19 protein-coding genes are annotated in these 13,794 nt (G+C 61.3%); 15 read left to right on the top strand and 4 right to left on the bottom strand.

The window, feature by feature from the left end; genetic code table 11:
* Positions 1-70 precede the first annotated feature (70 nt).
* From FKL89_RS12550 to FKL89_RS12540, 3 genes are all read right to left on the bottom strand, one after another.
* Positions 71-532 (bottom strand): copper chaperone PCu(A)C, encoded by a 462-nt coding sequence (locus tag FKL89_RS12550; RefSeq protein WP_156863110.1) that lies wholly within the window; start codon positions 530-532, stop codon positions 71-73.
* A 43-nt stretch (positions 533-575) separates the two neighbouring features.
* Positions 576-1,142, bottom strand: a complete 567-nt coding sequence (locus FKL89_RS12545) for an SCO family protein (protein WP_337774371.1) — start codon at positions 1,140-1,142, stop codon at positions 576-578.
* 236 nt (positions 1,143-1,378) lie between these two features.
* Positions 1,379-1,771, bottom strand: coding sequence for a DUF2946 domain-containing protein (locus FKL89_RS12540; RefSeq protein ID WP_156863106.1), 393 nt, complete (start codon positions 1,769-1,771; stop codon positions 1,379-1,381).
* A 327-nt stretch (positions 1,772-2,098) separates the two neighbouring features.
* Here FKL89_RS12540 and FKL89_RS12535 point away from each other — a divergent pair, with 327 nt between their 5' ends.
* The 15 genes from FKL89_RS12535 to FKL89_RS12465 all read left to right on the top strand — a co-directional run bounded on the left by FKL89_RS12535 (position 2,099) and on the right by FKL89_RS12465 (position 13,158).
* Positions 2,099-2,587: a Fe-S cluster assembly transcription factor gene (locus FKL89_RS12535; protein WP_156863104.1), complete on the top strand. Its 489-nt coding sequence runs from the start codon at positions 2,099-2,101 to the stop codon at positions 2,585-2,587.
* Positions 2,588-2,613: 26 nt separating this feature from the next.
* The gene (locus tag FKL89_RS12530; protein ID WP_156863102.1) at positions 2,614-3,822 is read left to right on the top strand and encodes an IscS subfamily cysteine desulfurase; all 1,209 of its coding nucleotides are present in this window, start codon (positions 2,614-2,616) and stop codon (positions 3,820-3,822) included.
* Between the two features lie 126 nt (positions 3,823-3,948).
* Positions 3,949-4,350 (top strand): Fe-S cluster assembly scaffold IscU, encoded by a 402-nt coding sequence (iscU, locus tag FKL89_RS12525; protein WP_156863101.1) that lies wholly within the window; start codon positions 3,949-3,951, stop codon positions 4,348-4,350.
* Between the two features lie 138 nt (positions 4,351-4,488).
* A complete protein-coding gene (gene iscA, locus FKL89_RS12520; protein ID WP_156863099.1) occupies positions 4,489-4,812 on the top strand; it encodes an iron-sulfur cluster assembly protein IscA in 324 nt (107 codons plus the stop codon).
* 13 nt (positions 4,813-4,825) lie between these two features.
* Positions 4,826-5,182: a DUF3703 domain-containing protein gene (locus FKL89_RS12515; protein WP_156863097.1), complete on the top strand. Its 357-nt coding sequence runs from the start codon at positions 4,826-4,828 to the stop codon at positions 5,180-5,182.
* A 5-nt stretch (positions 5,183-5,187) separates the two neighbouring features.
* Positions 5,188-5,700 (top strand): Fe-S protein assembly co-chaperone HscB, encoded by a 513-nt coding sequence (hscB, locus tag FKL89_RS12510; protein ID WP_156863096.1) that lies wholly within the window; start codon positions 5,188-5,190, stop codon positions 5,698-5,700.
* A 41-nt stretch (positions 5,701-5,741) separates the two neighbouring features.
* Positions 5,742-7,631, top strand: a complete 1,890-nt coding sequence (hscA, locus tag FKL89_RS12505) for a Fe-S protein assembly chaperone HscA (RefSeq protein ID WP_156863094.1) — start codon at positions 5,742-5,744, stop codon at positions 7,629-7,631.
* Positions 7,632-7,636: 5 nt separating this feature from the next.
* Positions 7,637-7,975: an ISC system 2Fe-2S type ferredoxin gene (gene fdx / locus FKL89_RS12500; protein ID WP_156863092.1), complete on the top strand. Its 339-nt coding sequence runs from the start codon at positions 7,637-7,639 to the stop codon at positions 7,973-7,975.
* Positions 7,975-8,184, top strand: coding sequence for a Fe-S cluster assembly protein IscX (gene iscX / locus FKL89_RS12495; RefSeq protein WP_156863090.1), 210 nt, complete (start codon positions 7,975-7,977; stop codon positions 8,182-8,184). Before fdx ends, iscX begins: the two co-directional genes overlap by 1 nt.
* Before the next feature lie 189 nt (positions 8,185-8,373).
* Entirely contained in the window at positions 8,374-8,766 is a 393-nt protein-coding gene (locus FKL89_RS12490) for a hypothetical protein (protein WP_156863088.1), read from the top strand.
* 107 nt (positions 8,767-8,873) lie between these two features.
* Positions 8,874-9,278: a hypothetical protein gene (locus FKL89_RS12485; RefSeq protein WP_156863086.1), complete on the top strand. Its 405-nt coding sequence runs from the start codon at positions 8,874-8,876 to the stop codon at positions 9,276-9,278.
* A gap of 34 nt (positions 9,279-9,312) precedes the next feature.
* The gene (locus FKL89_RS12480) at positions 9,313-10,716 is read left to right on the top strand and encodes a TolC family protein (protein WP_238363346.1); all 1,404 of its coding nucleotides are present in this window, start codon (positions 9,313-9,315) and stop codon (positions 10,714-10,716) included.
* 13 nt (positions 10,717-10,729) lie between these two features.
* Entirely contained in the window at positions 10,730-12,184 is a 1,455-nt protein-coding gene (locus FKL89_RS12475) for a multicopper oxidase family protein (RefSeq protein WP_156863082.1), read from the top strand.
* Positions 12,181-12,720, top strand: coding sequence for a cupredoxin domain-containing protein (locus tag FKL89_RS12470; protein ID WP_238363345.1), 540 nt, complete (start codon positions 12,181-12,183; stop codon positions 12,718-12,720). Before FKL89_RS12475 ends, FKL89_RS12470 begins: the two co-directional genes overlap by 4 nt.
* 129 nt (positions 12,721-12,849) lie before the next feature.
* Complete coding sequence (locus tag FKL89_RS12465) at positions 12,850-13,158, top strand: copper-binding protein (RefSeq protein ID WP_156863081.1); 309 nt, start codon at positions 12,850-12,852, stop codon at positions 13,156-13,158.
* 123 nt (positions 13,159-13,281) lie between these two features.
* Here the strand turns inward: FKL89_RS12465 and FKL89_RS12460 are convergent, their stop codons facing one another.
* Complete coding sequence (locus FKL89_RS12460; protein ID WP_238363601.1) at positions 13,282-13,470, bottom strand: DUF2933 domain-containing protein; 189 nt, start codon at positions 13,468-13,470, stop codon at positions 13,282-13,284.
* Between the last annotated feature and the right edge of the window lie 324 nt (positions 13,471-13,794).

Raw genomic sequence — 13,794 nt, 5'->3', positions numbered from 1 at the left:
AGCCTGTTGGTGACGACGGAAATCGAAGGGCGCGGTTGACTGCGGCCGGTGCGGTGCCGGGAGTCACCGATCAGTGCTTGTGTGCGTCTGGGGGCGCGACGCTGGCGTTGAGCGGCCGTGCTGGCGCCTTGATTTCCATCGTGTGCTTCTTGTTGTCGAGGCCGACGAACTCAAGCGTGATGGGGACGGTGTCGCCGTCTTTCACCTGCTGCTTCAGGTCCAGCAACATCACGTGATAGCTGCCCGGCTTGAGGGCGAGCGTTTGCCCGGCGGGAATCTCGATGCCGGGGATTTGCCGCATCTTCATCACGCCGTTGTCCATCGCCATTTCATGAATCTCGACGACGCCGGCGACAGGCGATTTGCCGGCGACCAGCCGCATGCTCTGGTCGGCCTTCAATTGCATGAAGGCACCGGTGGCCTTCTGCTGCGGCACCGTGGCGCGCACCCACGGCTCGGAGATGGTGACCTGGGCGCCCGCAAGCGAAGCGGCCGAGGTGATGAGGGCGATGAGGTTGTGCTTGAGGTTCATGAGATGTCCTTGCATGGTTGAGAGAGGTTTGAACTGAGATTTGTCAGGGGCCGGTGGCAGCGTCCTTGAGCAGCGCGCTGATGTCGGCCGCGAGGTCCGTAGCGGTGGTGGCGTGGCTGACGGCGAGGCGCAGCGTGCCGGTGGGATCGAACACGTAGCTGGTTGCCGTGTGATCCATCGTGTAGCTCGACCCGGTGGGCACCTTGGCGTAGTGCACGCGGAAGTCCGATGCGGTCTTTTGCGTCTGCGCGAGGTCGCCACTCAGGCCGATGAATGACGGGTCAAACGCCTGGGTGTATTCGCGCAGGATAGCTGGCGTGTCGCGCTCCGGGTCGACGGTGATGAACACCGCCAAAAAGCGCTCGCCCTGCTTGCCGAGCAGGCGTTTCACGTCCGCCGCGCGCGTCAACGCGGTGGGGCACACGTCAGGGCATTGCGTGAAGCCAAAGAAGACCAGCACCGCCTTGCCGCGAAAGTCAGCCACGGTGCGCTCACTGCCATCCGGTGCCCGCAAACGGAAGTCGTGCCCGTACGGTGCGCCGGTGATGTCGATCGAGTGGAAGCGCGCCAGCGCCTCACTACTGCGATCGCAGCCGGCGAGCAGCGACACGGAACAGCACAGGATGAGAAGCGACAACGCACGCCAGCGGCTTTGCGGAAAAAAACGCATATCGACACACCACAACAACGGATCAATCGGCGGCGTTGTTGGGCGCGCGCAATCGCAGCACGAACAATGCTGGCCGAGAGGCCAGTCAGCTATCGGATGGGTTTGCCTGGTGCGACGCCCTGATCAAACGCCGATGGCGATTGCGCGCTGATGGCAGCGGCAATCGCTACGGGCGATCAGGCGTGTTGTGGCGGTGCGCGAGATAGTGCCGGCGCCCAGGCATGCGGCGGGCGCGGGGCGGCGTAAAACAGCGCGGGAAATGCGCTGTGTGTGAAGACATGAGGGACGAAAGGCAGCGGCGCTGGCGGTAAAGCCAGTGGCGCTTGCTCGATGTGGCAAAACGGGCAGTGCTCGCTCAAATGCTGCGCTGCGGAACGGTCGTCACTCCCGTTGGGTACGGACGGGTCCAAAACCACACGCTTGCTGCCGTCAGCAGAGCAAAGCTCCACCCACATGGCGGGAGAGGTAATGCCCAGCGCGCCAGCCACCGAGGGCGCCAGCGCGGCAAACAGCAGCACCATCGCGGTGAACGCGGCGACGATTTGCTGTTTGGGACGGCGCAAGTGCATGATTTCATTGTAAGTTGGTGTTCCGCGTACGTCAGCTGAAAACAATGACTTTTGTCAAAGAAGCGCATTTAAGCAGGGCGTATGGCCCGAAATTGCCGTTTTTCGACTTTTGGCTTTTTTGTGCTTCAAGCCCAATGCGAATAGGGTTTACGGCAAAAAGCTATTAGCAGTTGGACAGAGACTTACTGAATCACTCGGTTATTCACTTGACTGAAATGGTCGGAATTTTTATAATCCGAGTGAAATGATCAAGTTTTCTCCGCTGCAGTGCCACGTGGTGCCAATAGCGGGGATGTGCAAGGTCCTCAACCGGAGTGCAAAGCTGCCATGAAACTCACCACCAAGGGGCGTTTCGCCGTCACCGCCATGATCGATGTGGCGCTGTTCAACCATGAAGGCCCGGTGACGCTGGCCGAAGTGTCGGAACGGCAGAAAATTTCCCTCTCCTACCTTGAGCAACTGTTCGGCAAGCTGCGCCGGCACGGGCTGGTCGAAAGCGTGCGCGGCCCCGGCGGCGGCTACAACCTGGCGAAACCGCCGGCAACCGTCAGCGTGTCCGACATCATCCTTGCCGTCGATGAGCCGATCGACACCACCAGTTGCGGCGGCGAGAAAAACTGCCACGACGACGGCATCTGCCTCACCCATCACCTGTGGTCGAGCCTGAATGCCCACATCTTCACCTATCTGCAGGGCGTCAGCCTGCAGTCGCTGGTGGACGATGCCAAGGAGCGCAAGTCGCCGTCGATTCATGTGGTGCAGGATCACCGTAAAACGACGGCACCGATGTCGCCGGTCGTGCCGTACCCCATTTAGTCAAACAGGCAAGCGGAGCAGTTGTAATGAGTTTGCCCATTTACATGGACTACAGCGCCACCACCCCGGTCGATCCGCGGGTGGCGGCGAAGATGATCCCCTGGCTCACCGAGCATTTCGGTAACCCGGCCTCGCGCTCGCACGCCTACGGCTGGGAGGCCGAGGCGGCGGTGGAAGAGGCACGTGAGCACGTCGCAGCGCTGGTCAATTGCGATGCCAAGGAAATTGTCTGGACGTCCGGTGCGACCGAGTCGATCAATCTGGCGCTCAAGGGCGCGGCGCAGTTCTACAAGGAACGTGGCAAGCACCTCATCACGGTGAAGACCGAGCACAAGGCGACGCTCGACACCATGCGCGAGCTGGAGCGTCAGGGCTTCGAGGTCACTTACCTGGACGTGCAGGAAAACGGCCTGATCGACATGAATGCGTTTCAGGCGGCGCTGCGCCCGGACACGATTCTGGTGTCGGTGATGTTCGTCAACAACGAAATCGGCGTCATCCAGCCGATCGCCGAGATCGCCGAAATCACGCGCAGCAAGGGCATCATCTTCCACGTCGATAGTGCACAGGCCACCGGCAAGGTCGAGATTGACCTGCAGGCGCTGAAGGTTGACCTGATGAGCTTCTCGGCGCACAAGACCTATGGCCCCAAGGGCATGGGCGCGCTGTTCGTGCGCAAGAAGCCTCGCATCCGTCTGGAGGCGCAGATTCACGGCGGTGGTCATGAGCGTGGCTTCCGCTCCGGCACGCTGGCGACGCACCAGATCGTCGGCATGGGTGAGGCGTTCCGCCTGGCGAAGGCCGAGATGAAGACCGAGAACGAGCGCATCCGCATGCTGCGTGATCGTCTCTACAAGGGCCTGAAAGACATCCCCGAGGTGTTCATCAACGGCGACATGGAGCAGCGCGTTCCGCACAACCTGAACGTGAGCTTCAACTTCGTCGAAGGCGAAAGCTTGATCATGGGCGTGAAGGAAGTCGCGGTATCGTCCGGCTCGGCCTGCACGTCGGCGTCGCTGGAGCCCAGTTACGTGCTGCGTGCGCTCGGTCGCAGCGACGAACTCGCGCACAGCTCGATCCGCATGACGGTCGGCCGCTTCACGACTGAAGCAGACATTGACAACACGATTGCAACGATGAAGCGCACGGTGGAAAAGCTGCGCGCGATGAGCCCGCTGTGGGATATGCACCTGGAGGGGATTGATCTTTCCACCGTGCAGTGGGCTGCGCATTAATGCGCTACGCGCAGGACGAATGACGAAAGACGAATGACGCAAAGCGGATGACACTTTCCAGTTCCAGCAGACTGTTTCGTCACTCGTCATTGGTCATTCGTCCTCAAATTTACGGAGTAAATTTTCATGGCATATAGCGAAAAAGTCGTCGATCACTATGAAAACCCGCGCAACGTCGGGTCGTTCGCCAAGGACGAAGCCGATGTTGGTACCGGTATGGTCGGTGCACCGGCCTGCGGTGACGTGATGAAACTGCAGATCAAGGTTGGCGCCAATGGTGTCATTGAAGACGCAAAGTTCAAGACTTACGGCTGCGGCTCTGCCATTGCATCATCTTCGCTGGTGACCGAATGGGTCAAGGGCAAGACGCTTGATGAAGCGATGAACCTGAAGAACACCCAGATCGCCGAGGAACTGGCGCTGCCGCCAGTGAAAATTCACTGCTCGATCCTCGCCGAAGACGCAATCAAGGCGGCGGTGCAGGACTACAAGGCGAAGCACACCGCGCCTGAAAAAGCGACCGTTTAGTTGTTAGTCCGTTCGTGGTGAGCGTGTCGAACCATGAACACGCTAGTTACTTGATCAAGTTGCATGAATCGTAGGGCGGGCACTGCCCGCCTTGTGCAGAACCGGCGGGCAGTGCCCGCCCTACGAAGGTAGTTGTTTATGTCAGTCACTCTCACCCAAGCCGCCGCCAATCACGTCCAGAAGTACATCGCCAAGCGCGGTCGCGGTATCGGTATTCGTCTCGGTGTGAAGACCACCGGGTGCTCGGGCCTTGCCTACAAACTTGAGTATGCCGACGAGTCGCAACCCGAGGATCTGGTGTTCGAAAGCTTTGGCACCAAAGTGTTGATCGATCCGAAGAGCCTCAGCGTCCTTGACGGTACCGAGCTTGATTTCCAGCGCGAAGGGTTGAATGAGGGCTTCAAATTCAACAACCCGCGTGAAAAGGCGCGTTGCGGCTGCGGCGAATCGTTCACGGTGTAACGCAGCGTCGCGCATGACTTCGTTTCGCAGGAATATTGAGCCGGCTGTCCGTCGCGAGTTGAATGCGGCGTCGCTGGTGCAAGCGCCGGCAGCGCAGTTTCGTCACCTGGAACGCGCTCACGTCCTCGGTCAGCAGTCCACCGCACTGCACGTGCTGGCCCACCTTCGCATGGCCCGATGGGCTTTTCACCAGAAGGACATGGCGGAACTGCGCGGACAACTGATGCGCATCATCGGTGCGGCAACCAAGACCGTGTTTGGCTGGGTTCCTACCGGCAACACCGGCGGCGCCAACGTCAGCCCGTTCAAGCCGTTGCCGATTCCCGATGATCTCGCGGCAGAAATTGCTGCGGCACGCCGGGGCAGGTAAGCGTGATGAACGCTTTTGAGGCGTTCGGCTTGCAGGCGGACACCAATATCGATTTGTCGGCACTGGCCTCGCGCTATCGCGACCTGCAATCTGCAGTACATCCCGACCGCTTTGCCAACGCGACCGACGTCGAGCAGCGCATCGCCATGGCACGTGCCGTCGAGATCAACGATGCCTACAACACGCTGAAAGACCCGGTGCGGCGGGCGATGCACTTGTTGTCGCTCAAGGGCATCGACGCGCTGGCCGCAAGTGACACGTCAATGCCGGTGGACTTCCTGATGGAACAGGTTGAATGGCGCGAGGCGCTGGCCGACGCCAAGCTGAAGGAAGACAGCGAGCGGCTGGAAGAAATGGCGAGCGAGATCACCAGTATCCTGCACTCGCTCGGCGATACCTTTGCGGCCGCCTGGCGCGGCGAGCATCTGCCGGTTGCGACGACGCTGGCGCGCAAGATGCGCTTCATGCAGAAGCTCGGTGACGAGGTCGATGCCGCGCTGGCCGATCTGGAACAATAGCCCGCACTCCCCGGCTCAAGCCCACAACAGAAAAAACACGCATGGCGCTGCTGCAAATTTCCGAGCCCAACGAAAGCCCCGAACCGCACACGCGACGGCTGGCGGTGGGCATAGATCTCGGGACCACCAACTCGCTGGTCGCGACCATTCGTAACGCGGTGCCCGAGTGCCTGCCCGATGTCGATGGCCACACCATGCTGCCGTCTGCCGTGCGCTATGGCGAAGAGGGCGTGATCGAGATCGGCGATGCGGCGCTCGCGCATCGTGGCGATGATGCGCTCAACACCATCACTTCGGTCAAACGCTTCATGGGCCGCAGCGTGGCTGACCTGCGCGGCGATGCCACGGCACGCTACCAGTTCTCGACGCCGACTGGTGATGGCAAGGGCCAGCTCAAGATCACCACGCGGCAGGGTGCGATGTCGCCGATTGAAATCTCGGCGGAGATTTTGCGTGCGCTTAAGGATCGCGCGGAGCAGAGCCTTGGCGGCCCGCTGTATGGCGCCGTGATCACGGTGCCAGCATACTTCGACGACGCGCAGCGTCAGGCCACCAAAGACGCTGCCAAGCTCGCGGGACTGAACGTATTGCGGCTGCTCAACGAGCCCACTGCTGCGGCCGTCGCGTACGGACTCGACAAGCATGCTGAAGGCACTTTCCTGATCTACGACCTCGGCGGCGGCACCTTTGACGTGTCGATCCTGCGCCTGTCGCGTGGCGTGTTCGAGGTGCTGGCGACGGCGGGTGATACCCATCTCGGCGGCGACGACTTTGATTCGGCGCTGGCCAAGCACGCCTTCGATACCTGGGGCCTCACACGCACGCTGTCGCCGACAGGGCAGGCCAATCTGCATGCCGCCGCGCGTGGCGCGAAAGAAGCTCTGACCGACGCGGCGACAGCAACAATCAAGGTCAACTGGGGCTGTGGCTTCGACAGCTCCCTCGACGTAGAGCGCGAGCAGTTTTTCTCGCTCACGCAGCCGCTGGTTGACCGCACGCTAACGGCCGTCAAGCGCGCGCTGCGCGACGCCAAAGTGAAGGCGGAAGAGATTGACGGCGTGGTGCTGGTCGGCGGCGCGACGCGCATGCCGCATGTGCGTGCCGCGCTGCAGGCACATTTCGGCAAGCCGCCGCTGGCTGACATGAATCCCGACGAGGTTGTGGCGCTGGGCGCCGCGATCCAGGCCGACCAGCTGGCGGGCAACGCCAGCGCAGGCGGTGAACATCTGCTGCTTGATGTGATCCCGCTGTCGCTCGGGCTGGAGACGATGGGTGGGCTGGTCGAAAAGATCATTCCGCGCAACTCGACCATCCCGGTGGCCAAGGCGCAGGAGTTCACCACCTTCAAGGACGGCCAGACCGCGATGGCGCTGCACGTGGTGCAGGGCGAGCGTGAGCTGGTGGCTGATTGCCGTTCGCTGGCGCGTTTCGAACTGCGTGGCATCCCGCCGATGGTGGCGGGCGCGGCGCGCATTCGCGTGACCTTTCAGGTGGACGCTGATGGCTTGCTGTCGGTCAGCGCTACCGAGACCACCAGCAATGTCCGCGCCGATATCGTGGTCAAGCCGAGTTACGGTCTGGGTGACGGCGAAATTGCGAGCATGCTGCAGAGCGCTTTTGCCGCGGCCGGCAGCGACATGCAAGCGCGTGCGCTCGCCGAGGCGCGCGTTGATGCCCAGGCGCTGATCGCTGCGTTGTCCAACGCGGTGAATGTTGACCGCGCGCTGTTGAACGATGCCGAGCACGCCGCGCTATCGTCACAAATTGCCCATCTGAAGCAGTTGGCCGAGGGCAGCGACCATCGTGCCATTGCGCGTGCGACCGAGGCGCTCAATGTGGCCAGCACTGATTTTGCCGGGCGGCGAATGGATCGCGCAGTGCGCGAGGCCCTCACCGGCCGCCGTATCGACAGCGTTGAAAAGATGGTTTGAGCGATATGGCGGTCATCAAAGTGCTCCCACACCCGGAGCTTTGCCCCGAGGGTGTTCAATTCACGCCGAAGCCCGGTGTGTCGCTGTGTACGGCCCTGCTTGACGCCAATATCGGCATCGAGCATGCGTGCGATCAGTCGCTCGCCTGTACCACGTGCCACGTGATCGTTCGCGAAGGCTTCAGCAAGACGGGCGAAATGAGCGAGGACGAAGAAGATCTGCTCGATCGCGCGTGGGGGCTGACCAGTGTGTCGCGTCTGTCCTGCCAGGTGAAGGTGGGTGACGATGACCTCACCGTGGAGCTGCCGAAATACACCATCAACCACGCGCGGGAGAATCACTGATGGCTGCGCCCAAGCTCAAATGGACCGATTCGCTGGAAATCGCGATCCAGCTCACCGACGCCCATCCTGATGTGGATCCGGCGCAGGTGCGCTTCACGGCGCTGATGGACATGGTGCTGGCGCTGCCCGAGTTTGACGACGACCCGAAGCACTGCGGTGAGCGCATTCTGGAGGCCATCCAGCAAGCGTGGATCGATGAACTGGACTGACAGCTTTCTCATCAACTCCTTGTTGCACGTGGGCTAAGACCACGAAAGTGATAAAAGTCGACTTGTCGGCGAAGTGTGCTTTCAGCCCAAAGTGAATGCGGCTTAGCCTGAAAAGTTGATGACCAGTGCGCTGCAAAGGAACTTGACGCAACGCAGGGCGCCTAACCGGTGTTCTGCGAAAATGTTTTTATGAATCGTGTTCGCATTCTGCTGGTCTTGCTGATTGCCTTTACCCTGCCGTGGCAGGGCGTGGCGGCGACCACGCGCGTGCATTGCGTCGTGATGGGCGGGAGTGCGGCCGCGATGCATGTGCCGCAGCACGCCGGCGGCTCACATGGTGCGCACAAGCATGCTGCCGACGCGACAACTGCCGATCGCCATCATGCGCACGCTACGCACGGCGACATGCCGGCAACAGGTGACAGCAAAGCCGATTGCAGCGCGTTCTGTTGCGCGGCAACGATCAGCGCGTCGCCGGCACAGATGATCGTTCCGGTGCCAACGCTGCCGCTGTTGCCCGAAATACCGGCCGTACGTCCGACCTACGACCCTGACGGCTTCGACCGTCCACCACGAACCTGAAGACACCGTAACCGCCCATCACGTCAGGATGCGGCGGGAAGCGCCCTTGCGCGCAAAAAGTGCTGGTGCCGAGCGCACCCACCCGGTTTTGTTTTCGGAGTTTGTCGATGTTGTTTTCAAGCGATAGCCTGCGCGGCCACGCCCGGCGCTACTGGCGAGACGATGCGCGTTCCTTGGTTCGGGTCCTGGTCCTGCTCACCGGGATCAGCTTGACCGGTTTCTCTACTGCGGCATTGACCGCGCCCGATCCCGCCAGTGCGGACTTGCCAGGCATTGCCCCGGTGTACCGCTCGGCATTCGACGGATACCGCAGTTGGCAGGACCGGCCCGTGCAGCCCTGGACCGCCAGCAACGAGGCGACTGCCCGCGCCGGCGGTTGGCGCGCCTACGCGCGCGAGGCCGCGCGCGACGCAGCGCGCGAGTCAACTGTTGCTCCTCCGCCTGCATCAAGTCCCCAGGTCAAACCGCCCGCAGGGCAGCAACCAGCAAAGGGCTCCACACATGCGCACTAGGGCAATTTCGCTCCCCGACAATGGATGGCAAAAATTGGCGTGCAACGCGCTGGCGGCGCTTGGGGCGCTGATCATCCTCGGCGGTTGCGCATCGACGCGCCCGGCATCGACGGTCGCCAACGTGCAGAAGATGGCGCGTGAGCTCGGCGGTGTCAGTGTGGAAGCCGCGCGCAATGGCGAAGATCGACGCGCGATTGAGAATCGTGTGGCGACGTTGCTGGCGCAGCCGCTCAATGCCGAAAGCGCGGTTCAGGTGGCGCTGCTCAACAATCGCGGCCTGCAGGCGACGCTGGCTGAACTCGGCGTCGCCGATGCCGAGTTGCTGGAGGCCAGTCGCCTGCCCAACCCAGGCCTCACCATCAGCCGCCCGCGCAGTGGTGCCAACCTTGAAATCGAGCACTCGCTGCACTACAGCCTCGCGCGACTGCTGGTGTTGCCACTGCTGAAGCGAACCGAGGAAGCACGCTTCGAGCAGACGCAACGGGCAGTCGCCGTGGAAGTGCTGACACTGGCCTCGGAGACACGCAAGGCCTGGTACCAGGCAGTTGCTGCCACCGAGTCCGCACGCTACCTCGCGCAGGTGAAAGACGCGGCCGAAGCGAGTGCTGAACTGGCGCGACGCATGGCCGAGGCGGGCAACTTCAATCGTCTGCAACGGGCACGCGAACAGGCGTTCTATGCCGAGGCGACGCTGAATTTGGCGCGGGCGCAGCAGGCGGCGACAAGTGCCCGCGAGCGGCTGACGCGTCTGCTCGGGCTGTGGGGAGATCAAACAGCGCTTGCATTGCCAGAGCGGCTACCTGAACTGCCCGTGAACTTGCCGGAACGCGTCGATCTCGAACGCACCGCGCTGACGCAGCGGCTGGATGTGTTGAGCGCCAAATTTGGCGCCGAGCGGACCGCGCGCAATCTCGGTCTCACCCGGACCACGCGCTTCCTGAATCTTCTCGATCTTGGACTCACGCGCAAGACGTCAGAAGGCAATTCGTCCAATCTTGGCTATGAGTTGTCCATCGAGTTGCCGCTGTTTGACTGGGGTGAATCGCGTATCGAAAAGGCTGAGGCTTACTACATGCAGGCGGTCAACCGCGCTGCCGAGACTGCGGTGAATGCGCGTTCGGAGGTCCGTGAGGCCTATCTTGCCTGGCGCACTGCGTACGACGTTGCCCGGCATTACCGCGATGAAATGGTGCCGCTGGCAAAGCGCATCTCGGACGAAAACCTGTTGCGTTACAACGGCATGCTGATTGGCGTGTTTGAGCTGCTGGCCGATACGCGCACTCAGATCGCCACTGTCAACGCAGCGATCGGCGCGCAACGCGACTTCTGGCTGGCCAATGCTGATCTCGACATGGCGATGGTCGGCAAACCCAATCTCACCTCATTCGCCACGACGGGCGGCGCCGCGAGCACATCGCAAGCCGGCGGCGGACATTGACGAGGCACATGTGATGACTTCAAGACGACAATTTTTTGCTGGTGCCGGCACTGTTGCCGCCGCGGTGACGGCGGGCGCGGTGAGCCGTGTGGCGCTTGCCGCACTGCCTGAACCCGTGCTGCAGATGCGGGCCGACACCATGCCGCCGCTGACACCGAACAGCGGCCGCCCCTACAACCCGGTGGTCACACTCAACGGCTGGACCTTGCCGTGGCGCATGAACAACGGCGTGAAGGAATTTCATCTGGTCGCCGAACCGGTGGTGCGCGAAATGGCACCGGGGATGAAAGCGCATCTGTGGGGCTACAACGGACAAAGCCCGGGCCCGACCATTGAAGTGGTGGAAGGTGATCGCGTGCGCATCTTCGTCACCAACAAGCTGCCCGAACACACCAGCATGCACTGGCATGGCCAGCGCTTGCCGAACGGCATGGACGGTGTGTCAGGGCTGACGCAACCCTCAATCCAGCCGGGCAAGACGTTCGTCTATGAGTTTGTGGCGCGGCGACCCGGCACCTTCATGTATCACCCGCACGCTGACGAAATGACGCAGATGGCGATGGGCATGATGGGCTTCTGGGTGACACACCCGAAAGCGAAGCATCCGTTGATCAGCGAGGTCGATCGCGATTTCTGCTTCCTGCTCGCAGCCTATGACATCGATCCCGGCAGTTACACGCCGAAGATCATGACCATGCTCGACTTCAACCTGTGGACGTGGAATAGCCGGCTGTTCCCGGGCATTGACTCATTCAACGTGCGCCATGGTGATCGCGTCCGAATGCGCATTGGCAATCTGACGATGACTAATCATCCAATCCACGTTCACGGTCACGAGTTTGAAGTGACTGGCACAGATGGCGGGCCGGTACCGAAAACCGCCCGCTGGCCGGAAGTGACGACCGACATCGGTGTTGGCCAGATGCGCCAGATTGAATTCATCGCCGACGAAGAAGGCGATTGGGCGATGCACTGCCACAAGAGTCACCACACCATGAACGCGATGGGGCACAACGTGCCCACGATGATCGGTGTCGATCACAGCGGGGTCGCCGCCAGGATCAACAAGCTGATCCCGGACTACATGGTGATGGGTGAGCGCGGCATGGCCGACATGGCCGAGATGGAAATGCCGCTGCCCGACAACACGATTCCGATGATGACCGGCCAGGGGCCGTTCGGCGGTGTCGAGATGGGCGGCATGTTCAGCGTGCTCAAAGTGCGACGCGAGCAGAAGCGGGGGGACTACAGCGACCCTGGCTGGTTCAAGCACCCGCCAGGGACGCAGGCTCGCGAGTGGACCGGCGCCGCACCGGCCACGCCGCGTGCAAGTGATGCAGGCGGTGGGGCAATGCCCCGTGTCGCAACCCCTGTCACCAATCAACGGCCCGGCACGTCTGGCGCGACGGTCGAAGTGCAGGTGCGCAAGCCCGTGGGAACGGCCGGTCACGGGGGGCATGGACAATGAGCGGCCCCCCGCGGTATCTCCGGCGCATGATCGCCGTGACTCTGGTGACGGGCATTGCCGGAGTGAACACCGTCCACGCACATGGTGAGCACGCCAGCACTGAATCAGTCAAAGCGCGCAGCGCCACCAAGACGACAGTGAAAGAACAGAAGGCTTGGGGAATTGCTGGCGATACCAAGGCTGTGCGCCGCACGGTGAACGTGACCATGCTGGACAGCATGCGCTTCGCGCCCGACGCGATCACGGTGCGAGTTGGTGAGACATTACGCATCCGCGTGCACAACACGGGAACGATGCTGCACGAATTCGTGATCGGCACACCGGCCGACAACGCTGCCCACGCTGAACTGATGCTCAAGCACCCGGGCATGGAGCACGATGAGCCCTACATGGCACACGTGGCGCCAGGCAAGACTGGCGAAATCGTCTGGCAGTTCAACCGTGCGGGCGAGTTCGAATTCGCCTGCCTGATTGCCGGGCACTATCAGGCCGGAATGCGAGGCACGCTCCGCGTCCTGTCGACGCGCGGACACTAACCCTTTCTGGCCATTTAACTACTTTCTAACGACGTCAAGCAAGCAAAGGTCAAATCAATGCAATCCAGCCAAATCCACTTCATTCGCACCGTCGTGCTTACCGCCTTTGCGGCTGGGGCCGCTCCGGTAATGCTGTCACTCACCGCAATAGCTCACGCAGCCGACAATCATGCCAGCCACGCTGGACATGTCCCGGCGGCAGCGACGCCTGCTATCGAGCCAGCAGAAGGCGAAATCCGCAAGATCGATACCGATGCCAGAAAGATCACCATCAAGCATGGTGAGATCAAGAATCTTGACATGCCGGCAATGACGATGGTCTTCCAATTGCAGGAAAGCGTTCAGATCGGCACGCTCAAAGTGGGCGACAAGATCAAGTTCAAAGTGGCTAGCGTCGCGGGGAAGTACACAGTCACCGAGTTGCAGGTCATCAAATAGGCGAAATGCGGATAGGATCCGACTACTTCAATTGCACGCGGCACTCCTGCATTCGGCCAACAGTGTTTGACATATCGGACAGTCGCTACGCTGTTCGCTCGTGCGGAGGACCGTAACGATCCACTATTTGTGACTATTCATGGGCATGCGATGTTCGGGCTGATCATGGTCTGAATCTCCGTGTTTGTGGTGTCCGTGGTGCATGAACAGGTGCATCAACGGGCACGCCAAAAGCAGGAGATAAGGGCTTAGCCCAAAGATATGGCCCCAGTGCTCGCGAAGCGCGAACGCAATAGCGATCACGGCGAGCATCAGGGCAGCGACTCGGCAGCGTGCCACAGCAGATGACGTTTTGCGAGAGGGATTGTCGTTCATTTTCGTGAGCGCCATGTTCAGCAGAACACCGGTAGGATACGCCTGTATTCGCTCCTCTTTTTGTCCGTCGCGCAGTTAGTCGTTCCTGCCCGCTTTTGTGTTGCTTCATCGCTAACCAGATTCTCGGAAAACTGCCCGCATCGAAGAGAACATTCACCTTCTTGTGCAAGATCCTTGGTAACGCAGATTCGCAGCTAGATCCGTGCAGATCCGGTTTTGGTAGATGCTCAACGAATTCGTATTCCCCAGTCGATGAAGATC

It is taken from the genome of Casimicrobium huifangae (assembly GCF_009746125.1).
In the GTDB taxonomy this organism is placed as follows: domain Bacteria; phylum Pseudomonadota; class Gammaproteobacteria; order Burkholderiales; family Casimicrobiaceae; genus Casimicrobium; species Casimicrobium huifangae.
Note: the sequence above shows the minus strand (reverse complement) of the source record. Positions and strands in the feature narration are given on the sequence as shown.

Coding starts and splice junctions, on each gene's coding strand:
- FKL89_RS12485 (WP_156863086.1), top strand. CDS start 8,874: ATGTTGTTTTCAAGCGATAGCCTGCGCGGCCACGCCCGGCGCTACTGG.
- FKL89_RS12490 (WP_156863088.1), top strand. CDS start 8,374: ATGAATCGTGTTCGCATTCTGCTGGTCTTGCTGATTGCCTTTACCCTG.
- hscB (WP_156863096.1), top strand. CDS start 5,188: ATGAACGCTTTTGAGGCGTTCGGCTTGCAGGCGGACACCAATATCGAT.
- iscA (WP_156863099.1), top strand. CDS start 4,489: ATGTCAGTCACTCTCACCCAAGCCGCCGCCAATCACGTCCAGAAGTAC.
- FKL89_RS12515 (WP_156863097.1), top strand. CDS start 4,826: ATGACTTCGTTTCGCAGGAATATTGAGCCGGCTGTCCGTCGCGAGTTG.
- FKL89_RS12460 (WP_238363601.1), bottom strand. CDS start 13,470: ATGCTCGCCGTGATCGCTATTGCGTTCGCGCTTCGCGAGCACTGGGGC.
- FKL89_RS12465 (WP_156863081.1), top strand. CDS start 12,850: ATGCTGTCACTCACCGCAATAGCTCACGCAGCCGACAATCATGCCAGC.
- FKL89_RS12550 (WP_156863110.1), bottom strand. CDS start 532: ATGAACCTCAAGCACAACCTCATCGCCCTCATCACCTCGGCCGCTTCG.
- fdx (WP_156863092.1), top strand. CDS start 7,637: ATGGCGGTCATCAAAGTGCTCCCACACCCGGAGCTTTGCCCCGAGGGT.
- hscA (WP_156863094.1), top strand. CDS start 5,742: ATGGCGCTGCTGCAAATTTCCGAGCCCAACGAAAGCCCCGAACCGCAC.
- iscU (WP_156863101.1), top strand. CDS start 3,949: ATGGCATATAGCGAAAAAGTCGTCGATCACTATGAAAACCCGCGCAAC.
- FKL89_RS12535 (WP_156863104.1), top strand. CDS start 2,099: ATGAAACTCACCACCAAGGGGCGTTTCGCCGTCACCGCCATGATCGAT.
- FKL89_RS12475 (WP_156863082.1), top strand. CDS start 10,730: ATGACTTCAAGACGACAATTTTTTGCTGGTGCCGGCACTGTTGCCGCC.
- FKL89_RS12470 (WP_238363345.1), top strand. CDS start 12,181: ATGAGCGGCCCCCCGCGGTATCTCCGGCGCATGATCGCCGTGACTCTG.
- FKL89_RS12530 (WP_156863102.1), top strand. CDS start 2,614: ATGAGTTTGCCCATTTACATGGACTACAGCGCCACCACCCCGGTCGAT.
- iscX (WP_156863090.1), top strand. CDS start 7,975: ATGGCTGCGCCCAAGCTCAAATGGACCGATTCGCTGGAAATCGCGATC.
- FKL89_RS12540 (WP_156863106.1), bottom strand. CDS start 1,771: ATGCACTTGCGCCGTCCCAAACAGCAAATCGTCGCCGCGTTCACCGCG.